At 72.7% G+C, this 13,657-nt stretch carries 9 protein-coding genes; 5 read left to right on the top strand and 4 right to left on the bottom strand.

Annotation, left to right across the window (positions count from 1 at the left end; genetic code table 11):
• Positions 1-19: 19 nt before the first annotated feature.
• The 4 genes from QLQ12_RS28240 to QLQ12_RS28225 all read right to left on the bottom strand — a co-directional run bounded on the left by QLQ12_RS28240 (position 20) and on the right by QLQ12_RS28225 (position 6,346).
• Positions 20-2,440 (bottom strand): DUF4118 domain-containing protein, encoded by a 2,421-nt coding sequence (locus QLQ12_RS28240; protein ID WP_282763574.1) that lies wholly within the window; start codon positions 2,438-2,440, stop codon positions 20-22.
• Positions 2,441-2,446: 6 nt separating this feature from the next.
• On the bottom strand, positions 2,447-4,231 hold the full coding sequence (locus tag QLQ12_RS28235; RefSeq protein ID WP_282763573.1) for a hypothetical protein: 1,785 nt from the start codon (positions 4,229-4,231) through the stop codon (positions 2,447-2,449).
• Positions 4,232-4,360: 129 nt separating this feature from the next.
• Entirely contained in the window at positions 4,361-5,665 is a 1,305-nt protein-coding gene (locus QLQ12_RS28230) for a hemolysin family protein (protein ID WP_282763572.1), read from the bottom strand.
• A gap of 66 nt (positions 5,666-5,731) precedes the next feature.
• On the bottom strand, positions 5,732-6,346 hold the full coding sequence (locus QLQ12_RS28225; RefSeq protein ID WP_282763571.1) for a TetR/AcrR family transcriptional regulator: 615 nt from the start codon (positions 6,344-6,346) through the stop codon (positions 5,732-5,734).
• 127 nt (positions 6,347-6,473) lie between these two features.
• Between QLQ12_RS28225 and QLQ12_RS28220 the strand changes: the two genes are divergently transcribed.
• The 5 genes from QLQ12_RS28220 (at position 6,474) to QLQ12_RS28200 (ending at position 13,562) form a co-directional block, all read left to right on the top strand.
• The gene (locus tag QLQ12_RS28220) at positions 6,474-8,039 is read left to right on the top strand and encodes a CocE/NonD family hydrolase (protein ID WP_282763569.1); all 1,566 of its coding nucleotides are present in this window, start codon (positions 6,474-6,476) and stop codon (positions 8,037-8,039) included.
• Positions 8,040-8,563: 524 nt separating this feature from the next.
• On the top strand, positions 8,564-9,967 hold the full coding sequence (locus QLQ12_RS28215) for a serine/threonine-protein kinase (RefSeq protein WP_282763568.1): 1,404 nt from the start codon (positions 8,564-8,566) through the stop codon (positions 9,965-9,967).
• A gap of 364 nt (positions 9,968-10,331) precedes the next feature.
• On the top strand, positions 10,332-11,312 hold the full coding sequence (locus QLQ12_RS28210; RefSeq protein WP_282763567.1) for a 3-oxoacyl-ACP synthase III family protein: 981 nt from the start codon (positions 10,332-10,334) through the stop codon (positions 11,310-11,312).
• Entirely contained in the window at positions 11,309-12,046 is a 738-nt protein-coding gene (locus QLQ12_RS28205; RefSeq protein WP_282763566.1) for a glycosyltransferase family 2 protein, read from the top strand. The genes QLQ12_RS28210 and QLQ12_RS28205 overlap by 4 nt, the downstream gene beginning before the upstream one ends.
• 10 nt (positions 12,047-12,056) lie before the next feature.
• Positions 12,057-13,562 carry an AMP-binding protein gene (locus QLQ12_RS28200; protein ID WP_282763565.1) on the top strand — a complete coding sequence of 502 codons (1,506 nt, stop codon included), beginning with the start codon at positions 12,057-12,059 and terminating at the stop codon, positions 13,560-13,562.
• The last annotated feature ends 95 nt before the right edge of the window (positions 13,563-13,657 follow it).

The following is a 13,657-nucleotide window of genomic DNA, read 5'->3' as shown; positions in this document are numbered from 1 at the left end:
GCCACCGTCACGACGCGGGTCATCCGGCGGCGCCTGTGGGGAGCGCGAGGATCATGGTTAGGCCGCCTCCAGGAGTCTCGTCAGGGGTGAGCGTGCCGCCCATCGCCTCGGTGAGGCCGCGGGACAGCGCCAGGCCCAGCCCCACACCGTTGTGGTTGTCGCGGTCGCCGAGCCGCTGAAACGGCAGGAACACATCCTCCCACCGGGAGGCCGGGATCCCCGGACCGTGATCGATCACACGCAGCTCGACGACGTCGCCGTGACTGCTGCCGGTGACCATCGGCGGGCGGCCGGGCGGGCTGAAGCGCAGCGCGTTGCCGATCAGATTGACCAGCACCCGTTCCAGCAGGCCCGGGTCGGCGTGCAGCACCGGCAGGTCGTCGGGGACGCGCACGGCCACCTGCCGGGCCGCCGGCCCCAGCTCCTCCAGGGCCATGGGCACGACGTCCTCGGCGCCGACGTCGATCGCGGCGACGCCGAGCGCCCCGGCCTGCAGGCGGCTCATGTCGAGCAGGTTCGCCACCAGGCGGCCCAGCCGGTCCAGCGACTCGTCGGCGGTGGCCAGCAACTCCGCCCGATCCTGCTCGCCGAACCGCACCTCCGGGCTGCGCAGGCTCGCCACCGCGGCCTTGGCGGACGCGAGCGGCGTACGCAGATCGTGGCTGACGGCGGCGAGCAGGGCGGTGCGCAACCGGTTCGCCTCGGCGAGAGGCTTCGCGGTGGCCGCCTCGGCGGCCAGACGTTCCTGCCGCAAGGCGACCGCCGCCTGCGCGGCGAACGCCTCCACCACCCGGCGATCAGAGGCTTCGAGGGTACGGCCGGCGAGCAGCACCGTCACGTCCCCGCCGGCGGCGACGGTGACGTCCGCGTCCGCGGGCCCCAGCCCCGGCTCCCCCACCTCGGCCACGACCGTCCCGGCCTCCAGCAGCGCGACCGACACCAGGCCGAACGTCTCGCGCAGCCGGTCCAGCAGGGCTAGCAGGGGCCGCTGGCCGCGCAGCACCCCGCCGGCCACCGTGGCCAGGGTCTGCGCCTCGGCCGACGCCTGCACCGCCTGCCGGGTGCGCCGGGCCGCGGTGTCGACCACCCAGCTCACCGCGACCGCCACCAGCACGAAGATCGCCAGAGCCAGCAGGTTGTGGCCCTGCGCGATCGCGAACCGGCCGTACGGCGGTGTGAAGAACCAGTTGAGCAGCAGCGACGCGGAGACCGCCGCGAACAGCGCCGGCCACAGCCCGCCGATCAGCGCCACCCCGACCACCACGACCAGGAAGAGCAGGATGTCGTTGATCAGCGGCGGGTCGGGCAGCGCCAGCAGCACCCCGGTGAGCAGCGGCAACGCCACCAGGGCGACCGCCAGTCCACTGAAACGGCGGGCCCGGGACAACGCCGCCGGCATCCGCTTGCGCCGCGGCCCGTTCTCCGCCTGCTCGAACGTGACCAGGTGCACGTCGATGCCGCCGGCCGCGGCGCTGACCCGCCGCCGCGTCCGTCCCCGGCGGGAGAACCCGAGCACGACCTGGGTCACGTTGGCGGCACGGGCGAAGTCCAGCAGCGCCCTGGCCACATCCGCGCCGGACACCAGGTGGAACGTTCCGCCCAGGCTCTCCACCAGCAGCCGCTGCCGCGCCAGCCCGGCCGGGTCGGCCCCGTCGGTGACGTGCACCGCCATCAGGTCGGCGGCGCCGCGCGCGGCGATCCGGGCGGCCCGGCGGATCAGCGTCTCCCCCTCCGGCCCGCCGGACAGGGCGACCAGAACCCGCTCCCGGGTCTCCCACACGGTGTCGATGCCGTGGTCGGCGCGGTACCGGTCCAGCCGCTCCTCGACCTGGCCGGCGAGCCACAGCAGCGCCAGCTCGCGCAGCGCCGCCAGGTTTCCGGCCCGGAACCAGTTCCCGAGCGCCGCGTCGATCCGCTCCGGCGGGTAGACGTTGCCGTGCGCCATCCGCCGCCGCAGCGCCTCCGGCGTCATGTCGACCAGCTCGACCTGCTCCGCGCCGCGCACCACCACGTCGGGCACGGTCTCGGACTGCGCGACCCCGGTGATCCGCGTGACCACGTCGGTCAGCGACTCCAGATGGTGGACGTCCACCGTGGTCAGCACGCTGATCCCGGCGTCCAGCAGTGCGGCGACGTCCTGCCATCGCCGAGTGTGCGCGCCGCCCGGCGCGTTGCGGTGCGCCAGCTCGTCCACCACGGCGACCTCGGGACGGCGCGCCAGCAGCGCGTCCAGGTCCATCTCGGCCGCTGACTCGCGGCGCGGCAGCACCTCCAGGCCGCCGACCATCGCGGCGGTGTGCGGGCGACCGTGCGTCTCCACCAGGCCGACCACCACGTCGGTGCCGCGCCCGGCACGCCGGTGCGCCTCTTCGAGCATCGCGTACGTCTTACCGACCCCGGGCGCCGCACCCAGGTAGATCCGTAGTTCGCCGCGTGCCACGCCCGCTCAGCCGGTGAGCCGCACGCTGCTGAGGGTCTGTGGCCCGTCGGACACCGCGCGCAGGAAGGCGGGCTCGGACTTCGGAATCTTGAAGGGCTCGTCCTCGTCGTCCGGGGCCTTCGGGACCAGCGTGAAGGTCGCGGTGGCGCCCGCCGGAAGAGTCGCCGGGCCGGTCCGCACCTGCCAGAACTCGGCGATCGTGACGCCCGTGACCACCGAGAAGTGCGGTGTCACCGGCTCGTCCGACCGGTTCGTCACCTCGACCGTGAGCGCGCTGAGGACCTCCCCCCGCACGACCGGCGAGGTGACGGTGAACCGCAACGGCTGCGGGGTGGCGGCGGCGACCACGAAACACACCGCGGCCGGCAGGAACACGGCCACGGTGGCCGCTTTCAGGACGCGGCTGCTCAGCGGGAACCGGTACGCGCCGGCGAAGTCCGCCCGCGACGTGGTGACCAGCGCGACCAGCCACAGCGGCATGGTCAGCAGCCAGTACCCGTCCTGCGAGCGCGTCGACACCATGAAGATCATCCAGGGCAGGACCGCGATCGCCGGGCCGATCGAACGCAGGTGGAACGCGAACGTGACCAGCAGAGCGGCCAGTAGGGCGATGGTCGCCCGGCCGTACAGGTCCAGCGCTCCACTGCCGCCGATCACGTAGTGGGTGATGCCCATCAGGCCCTGTCCGTGCGGGACCGCGTGCTGCAGCAGCGGCTCGAACACCCCGGTCAGCCAGGCCTGCGGCGACTTCACGATGAACGGCACGCTGACCAGCACGAACACCGCCAGCGCGGTCGAGCCGTACCGGAGCAGCAGCAGGAACGTGGCCCGCAGCGACAGCTCCCGCAGCCGCAGCACGACCAGGCCCACCACCAGGAACAACGCCAGGAACCACCCGAGCTGGTGAATCGAACAGGCGGCGCCCAGCGCCACCGCGCGGCCGACCCCGCCGCGCCCGAGCCGGCCACCCCGGCCGATCGAGGGCCAACTCCACAACGCGAGACAGAGGAACGGCAGGGCGATCACCGACGGGTACGCGTTGTCGGCGTACGCCGTGAACGTCCCCAGCCCGAGCACCCCGAGCGTGGCGATCGGCCGCAACGGCTGCGGCGCCACGAAGAACACGAACAGCACCGTCGCCAGCAGCGCCAGCCACGCCACCAGCACGATCCCCACCAGCGACGGGAAGATCCGCTGCACCACCGCGCCGATCTCCACACCCAGCGGCGGATAGCCGAAGTCGAAGACCGTCCGGCCGTCCATCAGCTGCGTCGGCAGCCCGGGGTCGATGTTCGGCCACTGCGACGTGTACGGGTTACGCCCCTTCGCCAGACCGCGGGCCGCCGCGTTCATCAGCATGCCCTCGTCGACGGTCAGCTTCTTGGCGCCGCTGACTCCCGGCCACGCCGCCACCATCTTGATCACGATCGCGGTGGCCAGCACCCCGACGTCCAGCCGCGCCAGCGTCCGGTGCCGGCTCGCGCAGAGGCCGATCACCGCCGCGATCAGCATCGCCAGATAGGCGCCGGTGATCACCAGCGCCAGCCCGGGACGGACCAGGACGTGCGCGTTCCAGAAGCTGCGGGTGTTCACGATCAGGCCCATGACGGCGGCGATCGTCAGCGCGCGGTGCAGCCACAGGATCAGATCAGGCCCGGTCTTGGCAGCCGTCTCCCGCGACCCGGCCCGCTCCGCCTCGGCTTCACCGGAGGGCCGCTGAGGCACGGATTCACCGGCCGGCTGCCCCGCAGCCGCGCCGTGCCGGTCGTCACCCAAGAGATCTCGAACCACCGGGGCATCGTACAAGCGTGCCGCTGCCAACCTCCGCACCGTCACGGTAACCCCCGCTCATCCGCGATCTTGATGCGTCAGCCACCGATTCGGGTGGCCAGCACACCAAGATCACGGTCAATGTCACGACTAGTCGTTGGGGTCCGCCTCGTCGGGGCTGCTGGGCAGGGGCCGCAGCCGCAGCTTGGTGATCGCCCGGCCGGTGATCTCGACGACCTCGGCGGTGTGGCCGTCGACGGACACCGTCTCACCGGGGACCGTCGGGATGTGGCCGAGGCGGGCCAGCACCAGGCCCGCCACCGTCGTGTAGTCGCCGGCGTCGATCTCCTCGATGTCGACGCCGATGTCCGGCAGGTCGTGGATCGGGAACGTGCCGGGCAGCAGCATCACCCCGTCGGCCTCGTGGATCACCGACTGCACGTCCCGGTCGCTCTCGTCGTAGATCTCGCCGACGATCTCCTCGACGAGGTCCTCCATGGTGACGATGCCGTCGATGGCGCCGCGCTCGTCGACCACCATGGCGAACTGCTGGCGCTGGACGCGCAACTGGCGCATGGCGTCGGAGACCTTCAACGTCTCGGGGAGGAACAGCGGGGTGAACATGTGGTCGCGGACCAGGCCGTCGGCGGTGATCAGGTCGCGCAGGTGCACCACGCCCAGGACGTCGTCGAGACCCATCGGGCCGGTGACCGGCGCCCGCGAGTGACCGACCTTGACCAGCCGGGCGAGGGCCTCGGCGGCGGGCAGGTCCGCCGGGAGGATCAGCACGTCACGGCGGGGGATGAGGATCTCCCGCAGGATGCGGTCGGCGATCTCGAAGGCGCCGCTGATGATGGTGCGCTGCTCGGCGGTGATGTCCTGCTGGGCGGCGACCATGTCGCGGATCTCCTCGGTGCTGACCTCCTCCCGGCCGGCGTCGGGATCACCGCCGGTGAGGCGCACGACCAGGTCGGTGGACTTGCCGAGCAGCCAGATCACCGGCCGCGACATGGTGGCCAGGACGTCGAGGGGGCGGGCCACCAGCATGGCCCAGCCCTCGGCCCGCTGCATGGCGACCCGCTTGGGCGCCAACTCGCCGACGACCAGGGTGAAGAAGGTCAGGACGATGGTGACGAGGACGATCGAGATCGGTTCCGCGGCGTCGCCGAGGAAGCCGAGGGGTTTGATCAGCGGCTGTGCCAGCGACACGGCCGCGGCCGCCGAGGCGAGGAAACCCGCCAGGGTGATGCCGATCTGAATGGTGGCCAGGAACCGGTTCGGGTCCCGCGCCAGCTTGGCGAGGGTCCTTCCGGTGCGGGACTGCCGCTCGAGACGCTGCAACTGGCTCTCCCGGAGCGAGATGAGAGCCATCTCGCTTCCCGAGAACGCCGCGTTGAGCAGCACCAATACCGCAACAAGGACAACTTGCCAGCCGTATCCGCCCACGGCGGACATCAACTCCTTCACGAAGGGACGAAGGTCCCAGGCTACCGGGGATCGCTGACAGGATTCCCAGCGAGATCAGGACCTACGCGCGTTCGCGTCAGGACTACTGAGGCCGTTGCTCAAGCCCGGCGACAGGAAGACGCCTTCGAGTACGAGGTCCACGGAGCGGTCGGCGGCCGCGCGGGCGGCCGCCACGTCGTCGGTCGCCTCGGCGACGCCCTGGACCATCGTGAAGAGCAGGGAGAGGTCTTCGGGGACCAGGTCGGCGCGGACGTACCCGTGCTCGCGGGCCTGGCGCAGCGGGGCGACGAAGGCCGTGATCACCCGTTGCCGGTAACGCTCCTGCTGGGTGGCGTCGAACCGGCGCACCAGCTTGACCAGGCCGCGCAGCTCGATCTGGAAGTGCAGCACCTCGCGCAGCAGCTCGCGGAACCCCTCCGGGTGCTCGGCGTGGCCGGCGACCCGGGCTTCCAGGATCTCCAGCTGATAGTTGAGGACGGCCGCGACGAGGGCGGCCCGGTCGGGGAAGTGGCGGTAGAGGGTGGCCTGGCCGACGCTGGCGCGACGGGCGATCTCGGGCATCAGGGCCACCGTGTCGCCCAGCGCCAGCACCTCGCTGGCGGCCTCGAGGATGGCCGCGCGGTTGCGCTGGGCATCACGTCGACGTGCGGTCGGGGTTCCGTAGAGCAACCTGCACACCCCCTTGCTACCGGCGAGTTACGTTACCCGCTGGTAACGAGAATGTCACCACCTTCAAATTCTCGGAACCGATTCCTAGGCTGCCGCCACGTTCGCTCCCCTGCATCGAGGAGTGTTGATGGCGCTTCGCCGTTGGCTCACCCTGTTCGCCGCCGTCGTCCTGACGGCGACGACCCTCACGTTCACCTCGCCGGCCCACGCGGCCGGCGCCACCACCGGGTTCAAGGCCGTCGACATCACCGGCGACGGCGGAGTCGTCCTCAAGGCCAACGTCATCGCGCCCTCGGCGGCCGGCCGCCATCCCACCGTGATCCTGCCGGCCAGCTGGGGCCTCAACGACCTGGAGTACGTGGCCCAGGCCAAGATCCTGGCCGGGCGCGGGTACGTCGTCGTCTCCTACACTCCGCGCGGATGGTGGCTGTCCGGCGGCGAGATCGACACCGCCGGGCCGAAGGACATGGCCGACCTGAGCAGGGTGATCGACTGGACGATCGCGAACACGGCCGCGGATCCGGCACGGATCGGGGCGGCCGGCGTCTCCTACGGCGCCGGCATCAGCCTGCTCGGCGCCGCCCACGACAGCCGGATCCGCGCGGTCGGGGTGATGAGCGGCTGGACCGACCTGGTCTACTCGCTCTACGCCGACTCGACCCGGCACCGCCAGTCCTCCGGCCTGCTGGAACTGGCCGCGCAGATCGTCGGCAGGCCGAGCGCCGACCTGACCGACCGGATGGCCGACTTCAACGCCGGCCGGGACGTCGCCCAGGTGATGACCTGGGCGAAGGCCCGTTCGGCGGCGACCTATCTCGACGCGATCAACGCGAACAACCCGGCGGTGCTGATCGCCAACGGCTGGGGTGACACGTTCTTCCCGCCCAACCAGATGGTCGACTTCTACGCCGGCCTGACCACCCCGAAGCGGCTCGAACTGCGGCCCGGCGACCACGCGATCGCCGAATTGACCGGCGTGCTCGGGCTGCCGAACGAGGTGTGGACCAGCCTGTACGCCTGGCTCGACCAGCACCTGGCCGGCACCGGCACGACCCCCGCGAACCCGGTCCGCCTCAAGCCGCTGAACGCCTCCGCCGAGAGCTGGCCCACCTGGGCGGCGCAAACCTCGACGACCCGGCGGTACGGCCTCGGCAAGATCCGCGGCCTGGACGGGACCGGCCTGCTCGGCGGCGCGGTCAGCTCCGGCTGGACCAAGAAGCTGCCCACCGACGCCGACACCGTCGCGAACGGCGGCATCACGCTGATCACCAACGGGGCCGCGGCGATCACCGGCATGCAGCCGCGGATCTGGCTGCCGTTCGTGGACCGCGGGAGGGCCGGCGTCTGGGCGGCCGAGCGGCCCTCGTCGGCGCAGCGCATCCGTGGCATCCCGAAGCTGCACCTGGAGCTGTCCGGCACCGCGGCCGAGGGCACCGTGGTCGCCTACCTCTACGACCTGGACGTCATCGGCAACGCCAAGCTGATCACCCACGCCCCGGTGTCCTGGCTCAACGGCCCGGCCGGAGCCCGCAGCGTCGACGTGCGGATGCCGGCGGCGAACTACGACCTGCCGGCCGGGCACTCGCTGACCCTGGTGGTGGACACCGTGGACCCGCTCTACTACGACGAGAACAAGCCGGGCGACTCCGTCACCGTGGGCGGCGGATCGTACCTGGACGTGCCCTTGCGATAGATCACCGCGGAACGACACGGAAAGGGACCACCGGATTCGGTGGTCCCTTTCCGTGTGCCCGCTCATCACCGGTCCGCGGTGGATCGCGGCGCCGCTCCGCCCTTTTCGCACACGACCTGAGGCCGCCGGGCAGTGACGGCGGCCTCCGTCGTGTTCCGGACAGCCTCAGCCACGCCCGCCGGGGCGGCGTCATGATGTCAGCGCGGCGGTGGCGTCAGGCCGCGCGGCGGGCGGCATCCGTTCGGGACGTGTTGCCCGCTTCGCCCCATCACTCGGATCGCGGGTAAACACCGGCATCGGATTTCCGCGTGGCACCCGAAAGATGGACACCGCGCTGGTCACAGTGGATAGTCAGGCGGTCGCCGAGAGTTACGTCACCCCCATCGCGGTGGCCTGCTCGGGGTAGCGTCGTGAGTGGACTGACCAGCGTAAACAGCGTAGTGATCCGAGGTGAGGGCATGGCCGTCGCAGGAGAGGTAATCGGGGGGCGATACCGCCTGATCCGCCCGCTGCCCTCCGGTCAGATGAGCCGAGTCTGGCTGGCCTTCGACGAGACCACCGATCTCGCCGGGTCCCGTCCGGCGCACGTGGTGGCGAAACACTGCACGATCCCCCGGGGCCTGTCGCCCGGTCAGCACGAGCTGGTCCGCGACTGGGCGCTGCCCGAGGCCGCCGCCGCGTCCCGGGTCCGCCACCCCAACGTGATCCGCACCCTCGACGTGCTGCCCTCACGGGACGGACCGTGGCTGATCATGGAGCATCTCGCGGCCCGCTCGCTGCACCGGATCGTCGAGGAGTCGGGACCGGTCTCACCGGCCCGGGCCGCGGTGATCGGCCTCGCGGTGCTGTCCGCGCTGGAGGCGGCCGGGCACGCCGGCGTGCTGCACCTCGACGTGAAACCCGGCAACGTGCTGATCGCCGCGCGTGGCCGGGCGGTGCTCACCGACTTCGGCCTCGCGGTGACCCCGGCCGGGGTGCGGACCCTCGCCGACGCCGGCGTCATCCTCGGCTCCCCCAAGTACATCGCCCCCGAGCGGGTCTTCGAGCACGTCTCCGACGCGCGGTCCGACCTGTGGTCGCTCGGGGCGACCCTCTACTACGCGGTCGAGGGCCGGTCACCGTTCCGGCGGGCCACCACCGCCGAGGTCCTGCAGGCGGTCGGTGAGGCCCGGCCGGAGCCGCCACAACGGGCCGGCCCGCTCCTGCCGGTGCTCGCCGGGCTGCTGCGGCGCGACCCGGCGGACCGCATCACGGCGGCCGAGGTGGAAACGCACCTGCGCGGCATCGTCGAGGCGGGGCGGCGCCGGCCCCGGGCGGTGGCGCTGCGGCGGATCCCGGTGGTCGTGGCGGCGGTCGCGGTCGCCGCCACGCTCTCGGCGGTCGCCGCCACGGCCGAGGGCGTGACCCGACCAGGCGCGATGGGCGCCGCCCCCGGCTCGCCGGTGACCGTTCCGGCCATCCGCCCCAGCATCGCGCCCCCGCGGGTGCCGGCGCCGCCGGACGGCTACACCTGGCGCACCGGCCCGGGCGGCTACCGGGTGGCGGTCCCGGCCGGCTGGCGGCAGGTCAAACCGTCGCCGTCGCCGGACGGCGTGACGTTCAGCGGCCGGAAACACCGGGCGGTGCTCGGCATCACGCCGCTGGCCGAGCCACCCGGCGACGTGCTGGCCGCGCTGAGAGCCGCCGAGACGGAGTCCGATCTGGCCGGTTACCGGCGGCTGCGGATGGAGACGCTGCCGGAGCCGTCCGCGGCCGTCTGGGAGTACACGTTCGAGGATCCCGACGGCACGCCCATGCACGCGCTGCGCCGGCTGACCAGCAGCGGTGGCCGGACATACATGATCGAGTGGCGCGCCACCCGTGAGGCCTGGCCCACCGAACTGGCCCGTTTCACCGTGGTCCTCGCCTCCTTCAGCCCCGCCGCCTGACCTCGGCCGGCTGTCAGTGCTGATATCAGCACTGACAGCCGGCGGGAGCGCGTGGCCGGTGATGGGGGACTCCGCCCGAGAGACGCGCCGGGGCCGTGAGCGGGCCGGGCGTCGCGGGGAGCCGGCGGGACGGTCCCGGTTCGGTGGGGGCGGGGTCGCCCGTACCCGTTGATGATCTTCTCGGCGGGGACCACCCCGGCGATCTCGCGCAGCGGGTCGTGGGCGGTGAAGGGCTTTCTCGCCGAAGGCGCCGGTGTGATCATGGTGCCCAGGTTTCCCCAGCAGGAAAAGCTGTTCCGGCACGGTCGTGCTGTCGGACACTGGACCGTCATGCTGAGGGGCGCCGAGAGCCAGTGGGGGGACAGTGCGGGTCGGAATCACCGGGGTCGGCGCCCATCTGCCGGAGCACGAGGTCACCACGGCCGCGTTGCAGGAGCGGATCGGCGAGTTGCCCCGCGGCCTGCTCGCCCGGCTCACCGGCATCGAGCGGCGGCGGATCGCGGCCGGCGACGAGTACGCCTCGACGCTCGGCCTGCACGCCGCCCGCGCCGCGCTCGCCACGGCGGAACTCGATCCGCTCGATATCGACCTGCTGCTCTTCGCCTCGGCCAGCCGGGACATGGTCGAGCCGGCCACCGCGCACATCCTGCAGGACGGCCTCGGCAGCCGGGCCCACGCCATGGACGTCACCAACGCCTGCAACAGTTTCGTCAACGGCATCGACCTGGCCCGCTCGATGATCATGGCGGGGCGGGCGCGGCGCGCTCTGGTCGTCACCGGCGAGACGCCGAGCCGGGTGATGCGTCCGCGCGTGTCGGGGATGGCCGAGATGCGGCAGGCGTTCGCGGGTTACACGTTCGGCGACGCCGGGGCGGCCGTGGTGGTCGAGCCGGTGTCCCGGGGCGGCATCCTCGACATCGACACGGAGACGTTCTCCGAGCACTGGACGGTCGGCGGGATCCCGGGCGGCGGCTCGCGGCATCCGCGGGGCGACGAGCACAGCTACTTCACCGGGGACGGGCACCGGTTGCGGGGTGTGTTCGAGAAGATCGGCGGGAGCATCCTGGACCGGGTCCGTTCGCGGACGGGCCTGGAGTTCACCGATTACGCCCGCGTTCTGGTGCACCAGGTGACGTTGCCGTACCTGGAACGGTTCATCGAGGTGACCGGGGTCCCACGGGACAAGCTGGAGATCACCGTCACGTCGCTGGGGAACATGGCGAGCGCGACACTCGGGGTGCAACTCGATCGGATATTTCCGGGCCTGGCGGCCGGGGACCGCGTTCTCCTCGTCGGGCTCGGCGGCGGCGTCAGCATGATGACCATGGTGTGGGAGCGGTCGTGACGGAGCTCTGGGTCGTCGTCCCCGCCTACAACGAGGCCACCCGGATCAGCGCCACCCTGCACGCCCTGGCCGCACAGACCGACACGGCGTTCACCCTGCTCGTGGTGGACAACGCCTCGACCGACAGCACCGTCGCCGCGGTCGAGGCGTTCACCGCGGGCGCGCCGTTCCCGGTGCGGGTGCTCACCGAGACCGAGAAGGGGGTCGGCTGCGCGGTCGACACCGGGTTCCGGCACGCCATCGCGGCGGGCGCCACCATGATCGCGCGAACCGACGCGGACTGCCTGCCCCGGCCCGGCTGGGTGGTGGCGGCACGGGCCGCCCTGTCCGGCGGCGCGGACATGGCGTGCGGGCGGATCACCGCGCGGCGCGACGAGCACGGACCGGCCGGACGCGCGGCGTTCGCGCTGCTGGTGGCGCTGGCCACGGCCTTCGGGCGGGTGCGGCCGGAGCACCGCGGCAGCGGGTACCTGGCGCCGTACCGGATGCACGCCGGCAACAACATGGCGATCACGGCGGCGCTCTACGAGGCTTGCGGCGGCATGCCCCGGCAGCCCTCGCCGACGGATCGGTTGTTTCTCAATCGCGTTCGGCGGACGACCTCATCGATCACCCGGAGCCGGTCGATGGTGGTGGAGAACTCGACCCGGCGGCTGCGCGCGTACGGGGTGCTGCGGACCGCCCGCTGGTACCTCGACCGTGGCAGCGGCCCCCTGACCCCCGACCCCCGATGACAGGAGCCCCTTGCTCGACGAGCTGAGCCACGGTCTGCGGACCGGCGACGACGCCCCAGCCCTGCTCAGCGGTCGGCGGACCGTCACCCGCGGTCACCTCGCCGCCCTCCGCGACCGCTACGCGACCGCCCTGCACGCCCGCGGCCTGCGGGGCGGCGACACGCTCGGGCTGGCGATCCGGCCCGGTCCGCGGGCACTGGCCATGGTGCTCGCCGCCTACCGCCAGGGCATCCGGGTCGCCCTGCTCGACCCGACTGCCGGCCCGGACGTGCTCATCGCCCGGCTCTCCCTGGCCCGGCCGGCCCTGATCGTCGCCGACGCGGCCGCACAGGCGGTCGCCGGATGGGCCGCTCCGCTGGCTCGCCGGGCCGGGCTGGCGCTGCCCGACTTCGCGACGATGGCGCCCACGGTCACCGTCGGCCGGCGGCTGCCCGGCAACGCGGCCGCCCTCGCGCTGCCGTCCGGCCCGGTTCCGCCCGCGTTCGACGGCGACGGCGACGCGGTGATCATCTTCACCTCCGGGACCACCAGCAGCCCGCGCGCCGTCGTGCACACCCGGGCCGGCCTCGCCACCGGGTTCCGGGCGGTCGCCGACCTGGTCCGGCCGTTCGCGGGCGTACCCGTCCTGGGCGGCACGTTCTTCGTGACGGTCCCGTCGCTGGCCGCCGGCGCGCCCGTCGCGGCGCCCGACCGCCGGCCCCGCGCGCTCGCCCGCCAGGTCACCGGGTTGCGCCCGCAGGCCACCTATCTGACGCCGCCGCAACTGCGGGCCGCTCTGGACGCCGGGGTGCCGTTGCGCGGACGGGTCTACAGCGGCTCCGCGCCCGTCTCGGCGCACCTGCTCGACCGGGTCCGCGCGGCCGGCGCCGACGAGGCCTGGGGTGTCTACGCCCTCACCGAGGTCTTCCCCGCCGCCGCCGTCGAATCCCGCGACAAGGCCGCCTTCACCGGAGACGGCGACCTGGTGGGGATGCTGCTGCCGGGGGTACGCGCCCGGCTGGACGAATCGGGCCAGCTTCTGCTCGCCGGAGCCGGCGTCTGCGACCGCTATCTGGGGGCCGAACCGCACGAATGGGTCGCCACCGGCGACCTCGCCACCCTCCCGGACCTCTCCCCCGCCGGCCCGGCCGCGTCGCACGGCGGCGGAGGCCGCGTCGTCCTCGCCGGCCGCTGCAAGGACATGATCCTGCGGAAGGCCGAGAACATCTATCCCGGCCTCTACGAGCCGTCCCTGCACGTGCCCGGCGTAGCGCTCGCCGTCCTGGTCGGCGTCCCCGCCGGCGACGGCGACGAACACATGGTCGCCTTGATCGAGACCACCCCCGGCGCCGACCGGACCGCCGTCGAGAACGCCCTCCGCGAGCCGCTGCGCCGAATGGGCACGGCCCGCCCCGACCGCGTCATGTTCGCCCCGATTCCGCTCGCCGGCCGATCCCGCAAACCCGACCGGCCGGCGGCGGCCTCCCTCGCCTCCGGCATCCCCCGCCAGAGAAGACCTTTCGGGGTACGCACGTGACCGTCCACGCCGAACCGGGACCGTCCCGCCCTGCCCAGGGTCTGACGACCGTACCGGCGGCCCACTGCGGCTTCCGCCGGTCCACGCCGCCCCTG

The organism is Actinoplanes sandaracinus (assembly GCF_030009775.1).
GTDB classification, from domain to species: domain Bacteria; phylum Actinomycetota; class Actinomycetes; order Mycobacteriales; family Micromonosporaceae; genus Actinoplanes; species Actinoplanes sandaracinus.
This window is presented reverse-complemented; position numbering and strand designations above follow the sequence as displayed.

What these genes read in the sequence shown, in the direction of transcription:
- QLQ12_RS28215 (WP_282763568.1), top strand. Translation starts at nt 8,564, where the DNA reads ATGAGCCGAGTCTGGCTGGCCTTCGACGAGACCACCGATCTCGCCGGG.
- QLQ12_RS28220 (WP_282763569.1), top strand. Translation starts at nt 6,474, where the DNA reads ATGGCGCTTCGCCGTTGGCTCACCCTGTTCGCCGCCGTCGTCCTGACG.
- QLQ12_RS28230 (WP_282763572.1), bottom strand. Translation starts at nt 5,665, where the DNA reads ATGTCCGCCGTGGGCGGATACGGCTGGCAAGTTGTCCTTGTTGCGGTA.